General features: G+C 62.4%; 17 protein-coding genes. 4 read left to right on the forward strand and 13 right to left on the reverse strand.

What is annotated here, in order from left to right:
• Positions 1 to 294: 294 nt before the first annotated feature.
• The 12 genes from RP6297_RS21300 to RP6297_RS21355 form a co-directional block, all read right to left on the reverse strand.
• Positions 295 to 1,470: an efflux RND transporter periplasmic adaptor subunit gene (locus RP6297_RS21300; protein WP_009241726.1), complete on the reverse strand. Its 1,176-nt coding sequence runs from the start codon at positions 1,468 to 1,470 to the stop codon at positions 295 to 297.
• On the reverse strand, positions 1,467 to 3,836 hold the full coding sequence (locus RP6297_RS21305; RefSeq protein WP_009241727.1) for an ABC transporter permease: 2,370 nt from the start codon (positions 3,834 to 3,836) through the stop codon (positions 1,467 to 1,469). Before RP6297_RS21305 ends, RP6297_RS21300 begins: the two co-directional genes overlap by 4 nt.
• Positions 3,830 to 4,534, reverse strand: a complete 705-nt coding sequence (locus tag RP6297_RS21310; protein ID WP_009277617.1) for an ABC transporter ATP-binding protein — start codon at positions 4,532 to 4,534, stop codon at positions 3,830 to 3,832. Before RP6297_RS21310 ends, RP6297_RS21305 begins: the two co-directional genes overlap by 7 nt.
• Before the next feature lie 14 nt (positions 4,535 to 4,548).
• Positions 4,549 to 4,839: a hypothetical protein gene (locus tag RP6297_RS21315; protein WP_009241729.1), complete on the reverse strand. Its 291-nt coding sequence runs from the start codon at positions 4,837 to 4,839 to the stop codon at positions 4,549 to 4,551.
• Between the two features lie 233 nt (positions 4,840 to 5,072).
• A complete protein-coding gene (locus RP6297_RS21320; protein WP_009241730.1) occupies positions 5,073 to 5,717 on the reverse strand; it encodes a hypothetical protein in 645 nt (214 codons plus the stop codon).
• A gap of 5 nt (positions 5,718 to 5,722) precedes the next feature.
• Entirely contained in the window at positions 5,723 to 8,014 is a 2,292-nt protein-coding gene (locus tag RP6297_RS21325; RefSeq protein WP_037028901.1) for a heavy metal translocating P-type ATPase, read from the reverse strand.
• 35 nt (positions 8,015 to 8,049) lie between these two features.
• Entirely contained in the window at positions 8,050 to 8,574 is a 525-nt protein-coding gene (locus tag RP6297_RS21330) for a cytochrome b (protein ID WP_009241732.1), read from the reverse strand.
• Positions 8,575 to 8,749: 175 nt separating this feature from the next.
• Positions 8,750 to 10,297, reverse strand: coding sequence for a thymidine phosphorylase family protein (locus tag RP6297_RS21335; protein WP_009277618.1), 1,548 nt, complete (start codon positions 10,295 to 10,297; stop codon positions 8,750 to 8,752).
• Between the two features lie 10 nt (positions 10,298 to 10,307).
• Positions 10,308 to 10,586: a DUF1488 family protein gene (locus RP6297_RS21340; protein ID WP_009241734.1), complete on the reverse strand. Its 279-nt coding sequence runs from the start codon at positions 10,584 to 10,586 to the stop codon at positions 10,308 to 10,310.
• A 29-nt stretch (positions 10,587 to 10,615) separates the two neighbouring features.
• The gene (locus RP6297_RS21345; protein WP_009241735.1) at positions 10,616 to 11,557 is read right to left on the reverse strand and encodes a ribose-phosphate pyrophosphokinase; all 942 of its coding nucleotides are present in this window, start codon (positions 11,555 to 11,557) and stop codon (positions 10,616 to 10,618) included.
• Positions 11,554 to 12,918, reverse strand: a complete 1,365-nt coding sequence (locus tag RP6297_RS21350) for an MBL fold metallo-hydrolase RNA specificity domain-containing protein (RefSeq protein WP_009241736.1) — start codon at positions 12,916 to 12,918, stop codon at positions 11,554 to 11,556. Before RP6297_RS21350 ends, RP6297_RS21345 begins: the two co-directional genes overlap by 4 nt.
• An 18-nt stretch (positions 12,919 to 12,936) precedes the next feature.
• On the reverse strand, positions 12,937 to 13,359 hold the full coding sequence (locus tag RP6297_RS21355; protein WP_004634108.1) for an Hsp20/alpha crystallin family protein: 423 nt from the start codon (positions 13,357 to 13,359) through the stop codon (positions 12,937 to 12,939).
• A 339-nt stretch (positions 13,360 to 13,698) separates the two neighbouring features.
• Here RP6297_RS21355 and RP6297_RS21360 point away from each other — a divergent pair, with 339 nt between their 5' ends.
• The 3 genes from RP6297_RS21360 (at position 13,699) to ftsH (ending at position 16,532) form a co-directional block, all read left to right on the forward strand.
• Positions 13,699 to 14,199, forward strand: coding sequence for a lecithin retinol acyltransferase family protein (locus RP6297_RS21360; RefSeq protein ID WP_009241737.1), 501 nt, complete (start codon positions 13,699 to 13,701; stop codon positions 14,197 to 14,199).
• Between the two features lie 14 nt (positions 14,200 to 14,213).
• Positions 14,214 to 14,435, forward strand: a complete 222-nt coding sequence (locus tag RP6297_RS21365) for a hypothetical protein (RefSeq protein WP_009241738.1) — start codon at positions 14,214 to 14,216, stop codon at positions 14,433 to 14,435.
• A gap of 153 nt (positions 14,436 to 14,588) precedes the next feature.
• Entirely contained in the window at positions 14,589 to 16,532 is a 1,944-nt protein-coding gene (ftsH, locus tag RP6297_RS21370) for an ATP-dependent zinc metalloprotease FtsH (RefSeq protein ID WP_009241739.1), read from the forward strand.
• Here ftsH and RP6297_RS21375 read toward each other — a convergent pair.
• Complete coding sequence (locus RP6297_RS21375) at positions 16,524 to 17,810, reverse strand: erythromycin esterase family protein (protein WP_009241740.1); 1,287 nt, start codon at positions 17,808 to 17,810, stop codon at positions 16,524 to 16,526. The genes ftsH and RP6297_RS21375 overlap by 9 nt on opposite strands.
• A gap of 267 nt (positions 17,811 to 18,077) precedes the next feature.
• Between RP6297_RS21375 and RP6297_RS21380 the strand changes: the two genes are divergently transcribed.
• Positions 18,078 to 18,578, forward strand: coding sequence for a BCAM0308 family protein (locus RP6297_RS21380; RefSeq protein ID WP_009241741.1), 501 nt, complete (start codon positions 18,078 to 18,080; stop codon positions 18,576 to 18,578).
• Positions 18,579 to 18,637: the final 59 nt, after the last annotated feature.

Genomic DNA, 18,637 nt, shown 5'->3' on the forward strand with positions numbered 1-18,637 from the left:
CTTTGTATTGTCCCCGCCGAATCCACGCCACCCGCCCCAACCCACATGCCGAGGCATGATGGAACGGAACACCGCCGTGATGCAGGAGGTGATGCAAATGATGATGGATGGTTAGGGCATGGGCATGGGCCGCGGAATGGGTCCGGGTATGGGCGGCATGAGGCAGAAGTAGATCCGGCGGGCCAGCTTGCTGCTGTGTCGCATGAGCGCGGCGCTCGCGATGAGCGTGAGTTCGGTTGCGGCGGTATCCAATGCGCTGCGTCTGCGCCGCGTAGGCCCCTAGCCTCCGTGCAATCAACGGGCGTTCAGGGGGCGCACGCTCATGCTGTCACTGAGCGTGGGCGGAGGATAGACGACCACGGTGTCGTGGTCCTGAAGCCCATCGAGCACCTGGGCTTCCTCCGCGTTGCGCTGTCCGATCTGAATGATTCGCTGTACAGCTTTTCCGTTCTTAACGATAAACGTGCACCAGTTACCGCCGCAGCGGAATAACGCGCCAATCGGCAGCTTCAGTACGTCGGGTTGTTCCCAGATGACGATGCGCCCTTGTACGCGGTACCCATCATTCAACCTGCCTGGCGGGTCGACAAGATCCGCCACGATATGGACGCGCTGTTCTTCAACCCCGAGCGCCGACACCTTGGTAAACGCCCCTGGACCTACTGTCCGGACCGTGGCGTTGACGGCCAACGGACCGCCCCACTCCACTACCGATACGCGCATGCCAGGACTGATCTTGACCGCATCGGTCGATAGCACGTCGACGACGAGTTCGTAGCGCGAGGGGTCGGCCAGAAGCATCAGGGCCGCGCCTGCAAGCACCACGCGCTCACTTTGTTGTTCGATGCGCAACAGAACGGTGTTGGTCGGGGCACGGACTTCAACGGGTTGCCCGGCTTCCAGCGCCTTCAAATTTGCCATGGCGACACGAACGTCGGCGGCGGCGGACGTTTCTCTTGCGCGTGCTGCTGTCAGATCGCTGGCACTTGATGCAGCCATGGTCCGCATCTGCTCCACTTCCTGCCTGGACATGGCACCGCTGCTCAAAAGCGTTTCGCCCCGGTCCAAGTTTCGGCGGGCTTGGTCGTAGTCTGCCCGCGCATGCGCGGCCCGCGCCTGGGCCTCACTGAAAATTGCCTCTGCCGCATCAACACGTGCGCGTTGGGTCGCTCGTTCTCCCGGAGTCATCGGCGCCGGCACCAGAACGGCGATCACCTGCCCTGCCTTAATCTGATCGCCTTCATGCAGTTCAACGCGAAGCAGTCGGCCTGTGATGGGCGCAGTGATGACGTAACGATCATGCGCACGGATTTCGCCGTCTTCATCGATCGTGACTTGAAGCGGTCCACGGGTGACACGCCCTCTGTCCACGGCCGCAGGTACCGGCCAGAGTGCGTACGTGAGCGCCAATGCCAGCGCCAGCGCAGCACTTGCAAGTGCGAGCGTCTTTCGCAGGCCACCACGCTTCATGATTCTCTTGCCTTGAGCACTGCGACGATATCCAACCGTCTGATCTTGGCCGCCACCAGCAGCCCCGAACACACGACCGCGCCACCGGCTACAACGAATGCGTAAGCGAAGGTCGCGGCGTGAACCACGAGCGGAAGCCGGTACAAGTCGGTTGCCAGCCGTGTAGAGAGGAGCCCGCACACGCCGTAGCCAAGCAAAAGTCCGGCTGGCAGCGCAATGGCGGTGAGCACAAACTGCTCCCCGAGCAGAATCCACGCGACTTCGGCCTGCGTGAACCCGAGCACGCGCAGGGAAGCCAACTGTTGAACACGTTCCGAGTAAGCGATGCGCATGCCGTTGAACGCCACACCAAACGCGATCACACAGGCAAAGGCGAAGTTGATGGACGTGGACAGACGAACGCTCTCGTCCATGATCTTGCGGAAGCTGGCGATGACGGACTGGCGAACCGCCACTGCATTCACCGCTGGCAGACGCTTGAGCGTCGCATACAGATGGGCAGCCGCATGCTGATCGACGGGCAGCCTAGCACCTGACCAGTTTCCACCCTCCCCAAGCAGCTTTGCCAGTGCATGCTGGTCCATGTAGGCCGCGACGCCCACCAGATCTCCGGACAGCCGCATCAACGTGACTTGCCTGGTTTGACGCTCTCCTTCAAGCACTTCGATCGTGATCGGATCACCAGGTCTTATGCCAAGAACGGCGGCGAGTCGGGCCGAAACCACCAAGCCGTCCGGGGGCATATGCAACGGTCTGCCCTCGTCATCAATTAGCCTGTGCAGATCCGCCTTCTGAGCGATTCCACTCAGCGAGACGCGCCGAGACCGATACCCCGCGGATAGCTTGACCGGTACATCGCGGAACCCCTCGACCTTCAGCACGCCGGGCAGACGCTCTATTGCGTAGATGGCGCGGTGGGATAAGGGTTGAGAAAAGGCCACCGTCACATCCTGCCGCTCGATTTGCTGGAATTGGGTATCGAAAAGGAAATCGATTGAATCGAAGAAAAACCCGCCGACGACAAGAATTGCGCTTGCGCACGCAATGGCCAAAGAACCAAGAAGCGACTTGACGGGCTGACGCGCGATATTGCGCGCAATCATTCGCCACACCACGCTCATTTGCCGGTAGATGCCCGCCCGCTCTACCCAGCCCACTGAAAACGCTGGCGGAACGACCGCGCGAAGCGCCTCGACGGGCATCAATCTCATGGCTTTCGCAGTGCTCGCGATGGCACCGCCAACCGCCGTTCCAAAGCTAATGAAGAACGCCCAGGCCATCGTCGAAAAATCGGCGCGAAACTCGAGGTGGGCCAGCCGGTAGTACCGGGCGTAGAGGTCGGTTAGATATGTCCCTAACGCCAATCCCCCTCCAATACCGACAACGGTGCCTGCCGCAGCAACGACGCATCCGAGCTGCAGGTAATGCAAACCGACTGAAAGGTCACCGTATCCAAACGCCTTCATCAAGCCGATCTGTGAGCGCTGTGTATCGATGAGTCGGGTCAGGACGTTCTGCAGCAGAAATATTGCGACCAGAAAAAAGATGGCTGGCACATAGGTGGCAGTCACGCGGTTCTGTGCGATCTCGTCGGTAATGAACCGATTCGATAGTTGGTGATCGCGGCTGATTGTTCCAAGTCCGCCGTACGGCAACAACGTTCGATCGATTTGCGCGATGACGTGCGGCGCGGGCACGCTGCCATCGAGAGACAGCACGAGATCATTGAAGGCGCCATCCATGCGGAACGCTGCCGAAACCGCATTCCCTCCCATCCAGACTACGCCGTAATGGCGGTTGTCCGGGAAGATGGAGCCCGCGCCTGCCTCGTAGACATACTCCGGCGAGATTGCAAGACCAACAATGTGCAGGCGCTTCCAGCGGCCGTTCAGGATGGCGCTGAAGTACTCGCCCGCTCGCAGGCTGTTGGCCTCTGCGAAGGCCGCGCTGACCAACACCTCATCCTCTCTGCCCGGCGCAATGTATCGGCCGCTTTGAAGGTGCAGCAGGTTGAGCGCGGGCCAACCGAGCTCCGGGATGGAAACGAGGCGCGCCGTGGCTGGCTCGGAAAGGCCGGGTATGTCGACCGTGACATCTGACACTACGCGTGCGTCCACATGTGACACTCCAGGCAATGCAGCAACGCGCGAGGCAATCTCCAGTGGTGCGCGCTTCAGATGGACGAAGAGATCGGCAAAACGGTATGACGCGTAGTAGTCCTGCTGGGCGTTCAACAAAGCCAGATAGGTGCTGCGCATCGCAACAAACGTGGCGACACCACATCCGACAACGAGGACTGCCGCCAAGACCTGCGCCCGCATTTGCCAGAGGTCTCGCCAGAGTAGCCGGACAAGCATGCTCACCATGCCAGGTCTCCGACTCGGGCACGCTGCCCGTTTCGGCGGTGCTCGACAATGGTGCCGCTGCTCATACGAACGACACGATCCGCCATGTCGGCGATGACGGCGTTGTGCGTGACGATCACGATCAGGGTGCCGAACTCGCGGTTCACCTGTTCGAGCACCTCCAGCACCAGTTGCCCGGTCCGGAAATCCAGTGCGCCGGTCGGCTCATCGCACAGAAGGACATCTGGCCGTTTTGCGACCGCGCGGGCGATGGCAACGCGTTGCTGCTCACCACCCGACATCTGCGAGGGAAAGTTGTCCGCAAGCGTCCCGATCCCGACCCTGTTCAGAGCCTCAGTGGGATCCAGCGGATGCTCCGCGATGTCCGTCACCAGTGCGACGTTCTCGCGGGCAGTCAGGCTTGGAATCAGGTTGTAGAACTGAAAGACGAATCCAACATGTTCCCGTCGGAAGCGCGTCAGGCCCCGGTCTCCCGCGTGGGAAAGATCGTGGTCCCGATACACGATGGAACCGCTCGTTGGTGTATCCAGCCCGCCCATCAGGTTGAGTAGCGTGGATTTTCCGCTACCCGACGCCCCGAGCAGCACAACGATTTCACCCGGCCCGAGTTCGAGGTCGACGTGTTCCAGAGCGCGCACGCTCACGCTCCCCATTGGGTAGACCTTGCTGACGGCCTGAATATTGAACACCGTTTCCACAACACACCGGTCTGCTAGGAGGGCGGGCGAGTGGGCCGCTCAGATGTTTGGTGCTGCGCTGAATGCGACGTCCAGCGTTCTGCAATCGCCCTCCCCACCTGCATGCCTGCCGCAATGGCAACATCCACAGAATCAAAATCCGGAGAGACGTGGTGGAAACGCTCCAGTTTCGGATACTCCAACGCGGCTTGTTTTGGCGAGCAGACAAAGCCGGTGTAGGCGTACTTGAATCCATCGCTACGCCCAACGACCACCAGAATATGAATGGAGCAGCCACGGTGCTGTTCAATTGCCCAGGCCGACATATCGATCTCCTGCAAGGCGCTCGGGGGCGTAGTGCATGCCTGACTGATCAAGCTCTGCTGCCCATGTCTTGGCAAGGTTTGCCGGGCGAAGAAGAGAGGGGCAACGCACTGGTTCTTTCAGGCTACTTGTATTCGCCCGCAAGGCGTTGACGTACCTCAACCGCTGTGGACGCGATCCCTGCGGGCCCAGCGTGTCGGCAATACGTCTCAGGCTCGTTGCCAATGCACCCTGCTCAGCGCTCGACCTTTGTCCGTGTGTCTTTGGCGGGAGATGCAATCGATTCCCGTCGCCGCCATCGCAGGTGCTTCGTTTGCAACAAGTGCTGCCAATCCAGTTTGGCAAACCCATAGACGAGCGCCAGAAACACGACCTGCGACACGACGAAGTACACACCCATATACGCCCCGTCGATCTCTGTTTCCTCATCTAGATAGCGCGCGCCAATCTGGGCAATGTGCGTCCAGGTCAGGTAGCTCACCCAGCGGCCAACGAAGAACGGCAGGCCGATCAGCCATAACCGCATCCCAGTCAAGCCGTAAGCAATGAAGATGTAGTTGGACGGGAACGGGCTGAAGGCGTATGCGAGCATCAGGCCGACCGTCATACCTTTGCGGTCTTCCAGCCAGGCGCGCACCACATCGATGTTCTGGCGATCGGCCTCGCGCATCCAGCGGTTGCGCACGAGTGAGCAAGAGAGCCGCGCCAGCACCAGCCGGCCGACCGTCGCTGCACAAGCGGCAACGCCTGCAAGAATCACGGGGTCGGCCTCGGGTCGCGAGAAGCCGACCCATGACATCACCATCCACGTCGGCGGTGCGAAGGCCGGCATCACATTGAGCAAGAAGACTGTCCCGAACAACGCAAGCAGGTTTGCCATGTTGATCAAGCCTCCCCACCGAGCACATGGAACAGTTCGTCTTCTTGCGCGCAATGCAGCCGCAGGATGGCATCGAGCCCATACAGCAAGCGTTGCAGCTCTTGCGTCACAGCGGCATCGGGGCCGTCGGCGGAAACATCCGCCACGATTCGGCCCAACAGGTTCGTCACGCGGAATATCTCGCGATGCATGGCGCTCATTGCCGCCATCGGGTCGTCTCCACCGAGCAGGCGGGCGACGTCCGGATAGAGCTGGGTATCGTCTCGGCGCTCATGTGGTACCAGGACGTCAGCCAAGGACTGGTTGAGCGATAGCAGCGCGCCTTTTGCGGCACTGCCTCCCATATGGGGCAGCGCGTCTGCGACCAAGCGGATCCGGCTCAGAATGGGCTCCAGCTCGGCGTGTTCAGCCTTGAGGCGCTCGACGTCTGCGCAGACGAGTGAACGGGTCGCTTCATCTGGCGTGGGCAACAGCGCTCTCAACGCGCTGGCGATCGCCAATACATCGATGAGCTCCTGCAGCATGGCGCCCGCCAACGGTGGTAGATGGCCCAGCGCTGCGACAACCATGGCTGCCAGCGACAACGACATGCCGATCATCACGCTCTGCAGTGCCACGCTGCGTGTACGGTGCGCTATCCGGACCGCGTCAACGAGCCGATCCAGGCGGTCGACCAACAAGACAATGTCTGCAGCTTCCGAAGAGGCCGCAGCGCCGCGCGCACCCATCGCCACGCCAATGTCCGCCGCGGCGAGCGCAGGTGCATCGTTGACGCCATCACCGACCATGATCACCTTGCCGTCGGCGCGGGCGCCCCGAATCACCGCGAGCTTGGCCGCTGGCGACAGGGCCGCATGGACCTCCGTCACCCCCAACATGGATCCAACAGATTCGGCAACATCTGCCCGATCCCCGGTCAACATCGCTTGCCGTTTGATGCCCTCTCGACGCAGGAGCCGGAGCGCACGAGGTGCCTCAAGGCGAACGCGGTCAATCAACTGCAATGCGCCCACGAGTTCACCATTGACGCCGACAAAGACAGCCGACGCACCGGCATAGCTCACGCGCTTGGCGAACGCTTCCACCCAGGACGGCTCGGCGGACGAGCCCAGGACATAAGGCAATGAGCCGATGGAGACGACATGTCCGTCAACGCGGCCGCAAACGCCAGCGCCCGGACTCTCGACAACCCCACTCGGCAGTCGCAGCTTTGCACCCTGTTCGCGCGCAGCCTTGGCGACGGCTTCTGCCGTGACGTGATTCGATGCCTGTGCGATTGACCCGGCCAGGCCCAGCACAACATCGGACGCGTAGTGCGGTGCGCATTCAACATCGACCAGTCGTGCAAATCCGCTGGTGAGCGTGCCAGTTTTATCGAAGAACAGCGTGTCGGCCAACGCCAGCCGCTCCAGCGCGCCGCCGCCTTTGACCAGCACGCCTCGCTTGGCACAACGCGACAGCCCTGAAACGATGGCGACGGGCACTGCCAGGATAAGCGGACACGGCGTAGCCACGACAAGCACGGCAAGACAACGCGCCGAATCACCCGTGAGAATCCAGCTTGCCCCAGCGAGGAGAACGGCGACGCCCCCAAAGGCAAAGGCGTACCGGTCAGCAAGCCTTACGGAAGGGCTGCGCTCGGACTGCGCCGCACTGACTAGCCGGACAACGCCCGCAAATGTGCTCTTTTCGGCGGATGCACTCGCGATCATCTCGAAAGCGGCGCCCACATTCAGCACGCCGCTGCAAATGGCATCGGCCGTCAAACGATGGCGGGTGAGCGATTCTCCGGTCAACGTGGATTCATCGAGATCGGCAGGCCCGGACAAGGTGCCGTCCACCGGCACGACTTCACCGTGCCGCACCAGCAACCGGTCACCCGCTTGCACCTTCTCCAGACTGACTTGGTGCCACTGCCCGTCGGCGAAGCGATTGGCCCGCTTGGGTGCATGGCCGAGCAACGCGGTCATCTCGCGCTGCGCACGCGCTTGCGCGAAGTCTTCCAACGCGCGCCCCGTCGCGAGCATCAACGCAATGACCGCTGCGACCAGCACCTCGCCGGACAGGAGCGCAAAGCTGATCGATATCACTGCCAGAACATCCACGCCGGCCTGCCGTCGCATCAGTGACCGAACAATCGTGACGACCAGGGTCAGCCAGTTTGGAACGACACCAATCAGCCAGAGTTGCCACGCCAGGACATCGGCACCGAGGTACCGTGCCCACAACCCGGCCGCCAGAGTCAGCGCCGACACGGCAAGCAATGCTACGTTGGCGAGCAAGCGCGTGGAGTGCATCATTGAGCCTCCTGTCGGCGCAGTTTTCATGTGCGCTAGATCATGCGGCGCAGCAGCCGATCCTTCAGGATGAATTCGTGCCAGAGCGCCGCGGCGGCATGCAGCCCCACCGCGATATAGACCAGCGTGGCGCCCGACTCATGCACCTCCTTGGCCAAGTGCGCCAACGTCTTGTCTTGTGCAACCGCCAGCGGCAGATCCAGCCCGAACGGTTGGATCGGCTTGCCACCCCAGGCCAGTGCCAACAGGCCCAGAAGGGGCATCCCAACCATCAGTGCATAGAGCGCGCCATGCGTGAGTCGTGCTGCAAGCTGAATCAGCGGTGTGCCCGGAACGGGAGGCGGGGCCTGCGTGGCCACCCGGGCCAACAGGCGCAACACCATCAAAGCGAGCACGGAGAGCCCCGCTGTCTGATGGAGCATGAAGAGAGCGGCACGCCCGGCGCTGCCTTTCGGGAAGAAATCGAGAACTTCGATCGCCGCGACGGCGATCAACACCGCCAGAACCACGAGCCAATGGAGCGCGCGCAGGGGACGGGAGTACTTCAGGTCGGATTGCATAGCGTTATCCAGAGTACGTTGAGTGGTAAGGAAAGTTACTGCAGATCATGCTTGGGCCGGGCGGGTGGCTTTCGGCGTTCAGCAGGCTGGCAAGTGCAGGGCCCCAACCGGTGCTTGCGCGCTCGTCCGTTCAGCCGCGCTGCACCGCCAGCGGGTAGGCGGAGACAGCCCGATGTCAGCCCACGCCAATCGGAGACAGCCCCACCACAGCATGCGTCAATGCATATGCCGACGAATACTCCAGCTCGCCCGAGGCCTGCGCGTGGATCGTGAACAGCGGTTGCCCCACGCTCACCTGATCCCGTAGTCGCACATGCATCTGTACGCCCGCGACTTGACGCATCGGCGCGCCCGCAAGCTTTGCAATGCGGGCAAGGTGGCGGTTGTCGATGTGGGTGACGATGCCATTTTGCTCGGCAACGACGTCGCGGCGGAACACGGCTTCTCCGGGGATGCGCAAGCCACCCTGCGCCTCGCAGATCGCTTCGAACTTTCGCCATGCAGCACCGCTGTCCAGCAGGTCGGTTGCCATGACAAGCCCCGTTCCGGCAACAGCCGTACCGCAAAACTCCAGCAATGCGCCGGCCAGCAATAGAGACCGTTCCCGCAAGTCGAACGGCGCGGTAGGGGTCCGTTGGAGTACAGCCAGAACATCTCTTGCTTCCAGCGCAGGGCCGATCCCGCGGCCAACGGGCTGCGCGCCATCCGTGCGCACCATCAGCACCTGCACCCCAAAAGCTTGCGCCACACGCTTGAGCAGCATTTCAAGGCGTTCAAGGTCTTCGACACTGCGGACTTTGGCCGTCGGCCCCACAGGCACGTCGATCAACACATGGGTCGACCCGGCCGCGATCTTCTTGGAGAGAATGGACGCCACAAGCTGGGCATCGCTGTCGACGTCCAGTGCCCTTTCCACCCGAATCAAGACGTCGTCCGCGGGGCTGAGGCTCAATGCGCCGCCCCACGCGAGCGATGCCCCAACCTGCCCCACAACGCATCGCAACTCTGCCGCGCTCAGGTTGACGCGGGTGAGCGTTTCCATCATGTCGGCGGTACCCGCAGGCGAGGTGATGGCGCGTGACGACGTTTTAGGCAGCAGCAGCCCCGCCGCCGCACAGATGGCAACCACGATGGGGCTGGTGCGATTGCCGGGCAGACCGCCCACGCAGTGCTTGTCTGCCACGACGGCGCGATCCCACTGCAGGCGCTCACCCGAGTCGACCATTGCTTGTGTGAGGTCGATGGTCTCCTTGATGGTCATGCGACCAGATGCGCAGGCACTCAGGAATGCCGCGATATGGACATCGGCATAACGCTCATGCGAGATGTCAGCAATGATCTCCTGCAATTGCTTGGCGTCCAGATGTCCGCCATAGATCTTGGCCCGCAGGGCGCGCAGCGACTCGAGCGACGGCGCGTGCCTGACGCAGACTTCGTCACCCGGGCGCGCCATCAACGAATCGACTGCGCTGGCTGACAGGCTCACCTCATGCTTTTCCAGCAACCCCGAGCCCACGAGGTTCAGCGTGGCGATCAGCGATCGCTGCCCGATCTGGACTTCCACACGGGCCTGCGCGGCAAAGCCCTCGGACCGGCAGATCGCGCTGTCCGGGTGCATGTAGATGACGTGCTCCTGCCACGTGTCAATGCCAAGCGCCTTGAACCTGAGGCATCCCAGCGGTGCAATGGACGCGTCAACTGGGGGCATGGAGACGGTGGTCATGACAGGCATGTCAGCCAGCGAACCGGAAGTGCCCGCTGTGCAGCGTGATCTCCTTGGAACCTGTTTGCTCGAACAGAAGGCGTGCAACTTCTTCGATATCTCCGCGGTGCACCTTGAACGCGCTCAGCAGATCGTCCGACCGGCAGGAAAGCGCACCAAAATGATCCTCGAGGGCTTCCGCCGTGATTGCGTAGCTTGCGGAGCAGCCATCGACCGACGCGCGGCATTGCAGGTGCGGCCCCGCTGCGCAGTATGTCGGGTCGTCAGGCAGGAACCTGATCTGTTTCATGATGGCCTCCAGATACGAAAGCGCCCCGGTCAAACAAGCATCTGCTTGCTCAAAGGCAGGGGTCGATCAAACATGCGTGAAATGGCGTCGACCAGCGGCCCTGTCAGTGCAATCTGGTTCGAAGGATGCGGGATCGTGTCGCACGTGACCACCTCGGCGCTGGCCGCACACAGCTGGCTGTACGCGTCGGCGGCGAACACAGCATGCACTCCTACGCATACCGGCTGCGGTTTGCCCGCGCGCTGCAGCAAGCCTGCGGCGGCGAGCATCGTGCGCCCGGTCGAGATGATGTCGTCGACGAGTACCGGCACACACCGCGGTGGAATGTTCGGCAACTCAGTCACTTCCACGTGCCACGCACTGTGTCGGGTCTTGGTCAATGCTGCCCATGGGGCCCCGCACATGCCAGCTACTTGCTCGACCCACTGCCTGCTTTCCTCGTCAGGCCCGATCAGGAACGGCGCCTGTACATGGGTCTGAATCCATTCGGCAATGGCAGGTGCGGCTTCCACGGCGACCGTCGGCACGCGATAGACCTCCGACAAATGCGAAATGCGATGCAAGTGCGGATCCACCGTGACAAGCCAGTCGAACACGGGATTGAGCAAGGCGGCGAAGTGTTCCGCAGCGCGAATCTCGCCCGCATTGAAGATGACGTCCTGCCGCATATACGGCAGGTACGGCGCAATCAGGCCAACGCGGCGCGCCCCGCCCTGGCGTGCGGCAATCGCGAGCCAGAGCAGTGGCAAGAGCTTCTCGTCGGGACGATCGAGTGTGCAGACAATGGCCGCTTCTGCGCCGTGCACGGGTGTGTAAAGCCGCACGTACGACTCTCCGTCCGGAAAGCGGGTCACTGCGGTATGCCCCAACTCTGCGCGCAGCGGGATGGCAAGTCGCATGGTGGCGGTGTCGCAGCCCGGCATGGCAATCAGCACACGCTGCGGGTCCAGAGCAACGGTCGGGGCGGTCATGCACCCTCCAGTTCGTAGGACTCGCGGTACTCCGGCATGCAGACCGACCACTGCAATTCATGCTCGATGCGCTGGCGCAAGGCGTCGCTGGCGGCTGGCTCGCCATGCACGATGAAGGTCTGCTGTGGCGGCCGCGTGAAGCCCCGTAACCAGGTCATCAGTTCATTGGCATCCGCGTGGGCGGACAGATTCTGGATCTGCTCAACCGAGGCTCGGATGGCAACCTCGCGTCCGTGCACGCGCAACGCCCTTTGACCGGCCAGCAGCGCGGCGCCCCGCGTGCCGGCGGCCTGGAAGCCCGACATCAGGATGGCGTTGCGCTTGCCGCCGCCAAAGTTCTTGAGGTGATGCAGCACCCGCCCGCCGGTTGCCATGCCGCTTGCCGCAAGAATGATCTTGGGCGCGCGATCGTTCCCAAGATGCCTCGACTGTTCTGGGCTCTGCACCGGAATGGCCAATGCACAGGCGGCCTGGCAGTCGGCAGCCTCGATATGCAGATCGTCAATATGATGCGCAAACACCCCCGTCGCCAGTTCGGCCATCGGGCTGTCGAGGTAGATCGGCACATGTGGAATCCGATGCTCGCGGATCAGCATGTAAAGGCAATACAGAAGCTCCTGCGTACGCCCCACAGCGAAAGCCGGGATCAGCAGCGTGCCGCCCTGCCCGATGGTCCGCTGCACAACCCGCTCGAGTGCATCGAGCGGGTCTCCCGCCGGATGCACGCGATCGCCATAGGTCGATTCGACCAACAGGGTATCGGCCTCCGCAATGGGCTCGGGTGGCCGCATGACGGGATCGACCTGCCGCCCCAGGTCGCCTGAGAAGACAATGCGGCGCCCCTCGGTCAGCAATGTTGCCGTGGCCGCACCGATGATGTGTCCTGCACGGTGGAACTCCGCTTCCACGCCCTCGGCAACGGAGAAGCGCTCGCCATAGCCGACGGGATGCAGGCGGCGCAACGCCCTGGCGGCGTCCTTTTCGTCATAGAGCGGCAAGGCGGGATGATGGCGCGAGAACCCCTCGGCGTTCGCGTACTGTGCATCCTCCTGCGCAAGCCGAGCGCTGTCAGGCAGCAGGATGTTGCACAGCTCAGCCGTGCCTTTCGTGCAATAGACCGGACCATGAAACCCATTGCGCACGAGCAGCGGCAGGTAGCCGCTGTGGTCGATATGGGCATGCGTAAGCACGACCGCATCGATGTGATGCGGGTTGACGGCGAGCTTGTCCCAGTTGCGCAGACGCAGCGACTTGTAGCCCTGAAACAGCCCGCAGTCGACCATGACCCTGCGCCCGCCGGTCTCAAGCACGTACTTCGAGCCGGTTACCGTGTCGGTCGCGCCGAGAAATTGCAGCCGCATGCCACAGTCCCCTGGCGCCTAGCGAATCGTGATGCGCTGCTGTGGAGAGGCGTCCTTCTTGGGCAGCGTCACACGCAGCAGTCCGTTTTCGTACGTGGCGTCGACCTTGCTCTCATCGACTGCCGCATCCAGCGTGAACATGCGCTGCATGGTGCCGCTGTAGCGCTCGCTGCGGATGATGCGTTCGCCTTCCTTCTCTTCGGAAGTGCGCTCCACCTTGGCCGAGATCATGACCGTACCGCGATCGACCGTCACGTCGATATCTTCCTTTTTCGCCCCCGGGATTTCTGCAACAACGCTGTATGCCTTGTCAGACTCCGTCACGTCGACCTTGAATGGCAGCACGCTATCCATGCTGCCGCGCACCGAGCGCAGAAGCCCCTGGAAGATATCGCCAACCGGTTCAATGGCGAACGGGTCATAACGCTTGAGTTGACTCATGACTGCCTCCTGATGAGTAATCCCCGGGTTCCTGGGGTCACCAGATTCATCGTGGCACGGCAGTGCCGGAGCGCCTTGCGGCAGATCAACGGTGGCGCACGGTAGCCGTCGCAGGCGCGGCTTGGGACTCGCATCAAGCACATCGCTTCTGAGGTGCCGGCTGCCGTGTCAGGCTTTCCTGACATGGAAACCCGCGGCTCCGACAGTATTCTCAGCGCAGCCTGCATGACGCCGCCGCGTGCACTGCCAATACTGGTGGCACACCACCAAACAGCGCAGCGTCTTGTCGCATCGCCCCCCAGAACTCGACAACGCCCAGCCAGTACAACGGAGCGCGCCATGAGCCGGAACATCGAATGCATCGCCCTGTGGAATGCGCCGCAAGACCTCGCCGCTTTTGACACTGCGCTTCCTGTTGGCGCACACCTTGTAGCGGACCGCGATGGGTACGAACACCACGGCATCTATGTCGGCAATGGGCAGGTCATTCACTACGCCGGCTTCTCGCGCCGTCAGCGCCGCGGGCCGGTGGAGCGCATCTCCATTGGCTGCTTTGCATGCGGTTTTGCAGTGACCATCCAGCGCGACGCCAGCCCCTGCTACGACGGTGAAGAAGTCGCCCGCCGTGCCGGTTCACGCCTGGGGGAGCGCAATTATCGGCTGCTGACCAACAACTGCGAGCACTTCTGTTCGTGGTGCCTGTTCGGAGAATGCCGCAGCGCACAGGTGGAGGCGTGCCTGAAAAGCCCCGTGCGAGCTGCGCGCACGCTATTCAAGCTGATGCTGCTGGCGCTTTCGACCGAATGTCGGACCGCACACCCGCAGGCTCGGGCCGCGTGACACCGGAGAACTCCATGCCCCAATGCGACACCTCGTTGCGCGAGCTGGTCACCAAGTGGTTTGGCCTGAGCGATATGCCGCATCTGCGAATCACGCGCCTGCATTGCCCCGGCGTCGATTGCGGCTGCGTACGGGCGGAGCTGACGACATCCGCCCGCCCGCTTGCCATCGTCTTCTTTCGTCACCAGGCGGGCTGCTGGAGGTTGTTTCCGCCATCGCCCACACGCCGCCGATAGTGGCAACGTAAGTTTTCCTGCTGTAAGCCGACCCCAACTTGCGGGTGGGTTGATCCGCATCAACCGTCATTCCGGCTCAAGCACGAACATCAAGTTTCGATCCGGATGCCGGTTGACGCACGACCATGCGAAGGTGAACACGTGAAAGAGAGTATGCAGCCACGGCAGCAAAGGTTCTCGCTCTGGTACGCCGTCATCGTCGCGTTGACCATGCTGGCGTTCCAGACGCTGTTCATGTCCGAGCAGGTCGACACACTCCCCTACAGCGACTTCAAGGCCCTACTACATGCGGGCAAGATCAAGGACGTCGCCATTGGTGACCAGGACATCACCGGCACGTTCTCCACGGAAGGCGTCGAGGCGTTGCTGACGCAGCAGCAGGTCGATGCCATCCACCGCACGGGCAAGGGCGACCATCCTTTCCAGACCCTTCGCGTGAATGACCCCGCTCTTGTTCAGGAGCTGGAGGCGGCAAAGGTGCGCTTTGTCGGTCGGCCGGACAACAAATGGTTGAGCACCCTCTTGTCGTGGGTGGTGCCTGCGCTCCTGTTCTTCGCGGTTTGGAACTTCCTGATCCGGCGCATGGGCGGGGCCGCCGCCGGTGGGCTGATGGAAATCGGCAAGAGCAAGGCAAAGGTCTACATGCAAAAGGAAACCGGCGTGACCTTCGCCGACGTTGCCGGCATCGATGAAGCCAAGGACGAGCTGTCGGAAATCGTGAGCTTCCTGAAAGAGCCACTGCGGTATCAGCTCCTGGGCGGCAGGATTCCCAAGGGCGTGTTGCTTGTGGGGGCTCCCGGCACAGGCAAGACGCTGCTTGCCAAGGCAGTTGCCGGTGAAGCCGGCGTGCCTTTTTTCAGCATGAGCGGGTCGGAGTTTGTCGAGATGTTCGTTGGTGTAGGTGCCGCACGCGTGCGGGATCTGTTCAGCCAGGCCGAATCCATGGCGCCATGCATCATCTTTATCGATGAACTCGATGCCCTGGGCAAGACGCGTGCGTTCAACCTGGTTGGTGGCAATGAAGAGCGCGAGCAGACGCTGAACCAGCTTCTGGTCGAAATGGACGGCTTTGACAGCAACAAGGGCGTCATCATCATGGCCGCAACGAACCGGCCCGAAATACTTGACCCTGCGCTGCTTCGTCCTGGGCGGTTTGACCGTCATGTCGCCCTGGACCGTCCGGACCTCAAGGGGCGGGAGCAGATCCTCAAGGTCCACGCCAAAAACGTCACGCTGGGGGCCGATGTCGACCTGGGCAAGATTGCCGCCCGAACACCGGGCTTTGCCGGCGCCGACCTGGCCAACCTCGTCAACGAGGCGGCGCTTCTTGCGGCGCGCGAAGGTAAATCCGCCGTCGAGACCACCGACTTTGACCAGGCGCTTGACCGCATCGTTGGCGGCCTGGAGAAGAAGAACCGCGTGATGAACGCCACGGAAAAGGAGACCATTGCGTACCACGAAGCCGGCCATGCCATCGTGGCCGAGCACCGCCCCCTGGCCGATCGCGTTTCGAAGGTTTCCATCATCCCAAGAGGCATCGCCGCCCTGGGCTACACGCAGCAGACGCCTACGGAGGACCGCTACCTCCTCAAGCACAGCGAATTGCTGGACCGGCTCGATGTGCTGCTGGGCGGCTACGTTGCCGAGCAGATCGTGTACCACGATGTATCGACCGGTGCGCAGAACGACTTGCAACGCGCCACTGACATGGCCCGCCAGATGATTACCCAGTTCGGCATGAGCGAACAGCTCGGACTGGCGACTTATGAGCAGACGCCCAACCCGCTACTCGCCGGCACAGGCTTGATGCAGCGCGAGCGCAAGGAATATAGCGAAGACACAGCCCAGTTGATCGATGCGGAAGTGCGCAAGGTGTTGTCCGATGCCAGCGCACGCGTGACCGCAACGCTGGAAGGCCAGCGCGCCAAACTGGACGCTTTGTCGCATATGTTGCTGGACAAGGAGGTGGTTGACCGCCACGACCTGGACATGATTCTGGCTGGCAACGTGACCCCAATGCCGCCCCCGAAGGCAGAAGCGGGCTCCCCCGTCGGCGTTCCAGCGCTGGTGCCCGCGCAACAGCCGCATTCACGGTAACAGCGCCGTGGTCAATGGCTCGATGGCGGAGGTTTCGTCCAGATGGATCAGCGCGTCAAACTGGGCACCGATGGCGGCATCGAAGTAGTGCGAGGCGTACTCGGTTTTCGGCAGGTACAGCACACCGATTGCCCGTTCCAGCAGCGGCTCGTGGAACACATCTGCCGCCGTATCGCCAAGCGGCAGGAGGAAGCGATCCAGCCCGGTGCTATGGAACACATGTTCCCAACTGTCCGGCCGCGCCGGGCGCACCCATTTCCGCTCGGCCTCGCCGCCCCACTCGGATGCGGCGCATACATGGCCCGTATAGGTGGTAAAGCCGACAAGCAATGCGGCACCGCCCACCCGCTCACGCACGAGCTGTCCAAGGTTCCACTCATGCCGGCTGGCGGACTCCGTTGCCCGCGCATCGCCCACATGCGAGTTGTGCGCCCACACGACGACCCGTCCGTCGCCGCCTCGGCGCTGCCGGTATGCAGCCAAACCCAACAGCGTTTGTGCCATGTGCGCATCGCGCAGATTCCACGTATTGACGCGGTGCCCGAATGATTCGCGGTAGTACGCTTCTGCGTTGACGACGACGATGGCGTTCTGCTCGGCAAAGAAATGCGAGTCGATGGCAGCGATCCCGTCCTGCTCGATCAGCCTGGCCTCGCTTGCCCGAAGCCGACGCAGTTGCTCGACCACCTCGCGTTGCGCTGGCAGCCTCAAACCGGCGGCGGCTTCGTAGCCGTACGTCATGGGTTCCCGCACATGGTCCAGTGCCGCGTAGTGCATGCGCGCCACCGCTGCCTGCTCGGGGTCGGTCTTCTGCAGGTATTCGATGACGGCCTCGGCAGACCGGTACAGGCTGTACAGATCCAACCCATAGACGCCCACACGTTCTGAGGCAGCAAGGGCCGTATTGTGCTCATGCAGCCAGGTGATGAAGTCGAGCATCTCCGGGTTGCGCCACATCCACTCCGGAAAACGCTGGAAATCGCCTAGCGCCTCGGTAGCGGTGTCCGCGCCCTCGCCCTGGACATAGCGGTTGATGCGCCACACATCCGGCCAATCGCCCTCGATGGCGACAGCGTCAAAGCCGCCTTGCACAATCAACTGCCGTGTGATGTCTGCGCGTGTCTGATAGAACTCGCGTGTTCCGTGCGTAGCCTCGCCAAGAAGAACGTAGCGCTTTCCCTTTGCCATCTCCAGCAGGGGGTCGTAGTCGACAGCGCTTCCGGTGAGGCGGCTGGCCGCTTCGCGGACACCAAGGAAAGGCGTGAGAGGGGCAGACATGGGCGACGGACTCCACGGATGCAGCGGCAGTATCTGCAGTCTAGGCAGCGCTGATGCACATTGATTGCGCTATCTCAAGCGACAGGCCGCTCGGCATTGCGGTGCAGCTCGACTCGAGTCTGGCCCGATGAGCGCTGCTGCACGCAGAGTTGATTCAGCCCAAAGTGCGCCGCGCTGCGGGACGTACTCTGAGAGTTGTCCACCGCGACTGCGTTGCAGATTCTGGTCTGCAGCAGGCCGGAGGAACTCGCCCTCATAGGAGTCAACATGAAACAACGCTCTCAATCCGAACGAGTGCGGCCGGCACGCTGGAGCCCATTTGCCGTCGAGCCGATCCACAACCGGTATCGGCAACCCGACAAGGCACCGGCGGCAAGCTGCTGCCCAGTCTGCGGTGCTGTCTACCTCAAGGGCCGCTGGTTATGGCGCAGTCCACCGCCCGGGGCCACTTCATTGATCTGCTCTGCATGCCAGCGTGCCGCCGACCAGATGCCTGCGGCCAGAATCCACCTCTCGGGGGACTTTGAGGCGGCCCATCGGGAGGAGATCCTGACACTCGCACGCCACCGCGAGGCAGATCTGCGGGCAGATCATCCGATGGAGCGCATCATGGCCGTCGAATCCACGAGCAGCGGCACTGACATCCTGACGACCGGGTTTCATCTGGCGCGCGACATCGGCCACGCAATCCACCATGCATTCCACGGGCACCTGACATTTGACTATGGCAACGCAGAGACCGAACTGCACGTGAAATGGAGCCGGTAGCGCCGAGGGGGAGTTCCGTAGCGCCCCCAATCGCCTAGCCGACAGACCGATCACCCATA

It is taken from the genome of Ralstonia pickettii, from assembly GCF_016466415.2.
Lineage (GTDB): Bacteria > Pseudomonadota > Gammaproteobacteria > Burkholderiales > Burkholderiaceae > Ralstonia > Ralstonia pickettii.

Excerpts from the sequence above, each read along its gene's own strand:
- RP6297_RS21300 (WP_009241726.1), bottom strand. The coding sequence starts at position 1,470 with ATGAAGCGTGGTGGCCTGCGAAAGACGCTCGCACTTGCAAGTGCTGCG.
- RP6297_RS21305 (WP_009241727.1), bottom strand. The coding sequence starts at position 3,836 with ATGGTGAGCATGCTTGTCCGGCTACTCTGGCGAGACCTCTGGCAAATG.
- RP6297_RS21315 (WP_009241729.1), bottom strand. The coding sequence starts at position 4,839 with ATGTCGGCCTGGGCAATTGAACAGCACCGTGGCTGCTCCATTCATATT.
- RP6297_RS21320 (WP_009241730.1), bottom strand. The coding sequence starts at position 5,717 with ATGGCAAACCTGCTTGCGTTGTTCGGGACAGTCTTCTTGCTCAATGTG.
- RP6297_RS21325 (WP_037028901.1), bottom strand. The coding sequence starts at position 8,014 with ATGCACTCCACGCGCTTGCTCGCCAACGTAGCATTGCTTGCCGTGTCG.
- RP6297_RS21330 (WP_009241732.1), bottom strand. The coding sequence starts at position 8,574 with ATGCAATCCGACCTGAAGTACTCCCGTCCCCTGCGCGCGCTCCATTGG.
- RP6297_RS21335 (WP_009277618.1), bottom strand. The coding sequence starts at position 10,297 with ATGACCACCGTCTCCATGCCCCCAGTTGACGCGTCCATTGCACCGCTG.
- RP6297_RS21340 (WP_009241734.1), bottom strand. The coding sequence starts at position 10,586 with ATGAAACAGATCAGGTTCCTGCCTGACGACCCGACATACTGCGCAGCG.
- RP6297_RS21345 (WP_009241735.1), bottom strand. The coding sequence starts at position 11,557 with ATGACCGCCCCGACCGTTGCTCTGGACCCGCAGCGTGTGCTGATTGCC.
- RP6297_RS21350 (WP_009241736.1), bottom strand. The coding sequence starts at position 12,918 with ATGCGGCTGCAATTTCTCGGCGCGACCGACACGGTAACCGGCTCGAAG.
- RP6297_RS21355 (WP_004634108.1), bottom strand. The coding sequence starts at position 13,359 with ATGAGTCAACTCAAGCGTTATGACCCGTTCGCCATTGAACCGGTTGGC.
- RP6297_RS21360 (WP_009241737.1), top strand. The coding sequence starts at position 13,699 with ATGAGCCGGAACATCGAATGCATCGCCCTGTGGAATGCGCCGCAAGAC.
- RP6297_RS21365 (WP_009241738.1), top strand. The coding sequence starts at position 14,214 with ATGCCCCAATGCGACACCTCGTTGCGCGAGCTGGTCACCAAGTGGTTT.
- ftsH (WP_009241739.1), top strand. The coding sequence starts at position 14,589 with ATGCAGCCACGGCAGCAAAGGTTCTCGCTCTGGTACGCCGTCATCGTC.
- RP6297_RS21375 (WP_009241740.1), bottom strand. The coding sequence starts at position 17,810 with ATGTCTGCCCCTCTCACGCCTTTCCTTGGTGTCCGCGAAGCGGCCAGC.
- RP6297_RS21380 (WP_009241741.1), top strand. The coding sequence starts at position 18,078 with ATGAAACAACGCTCTCAATCCGAACGAGTGCGGCCGGCACGCTGGAGC.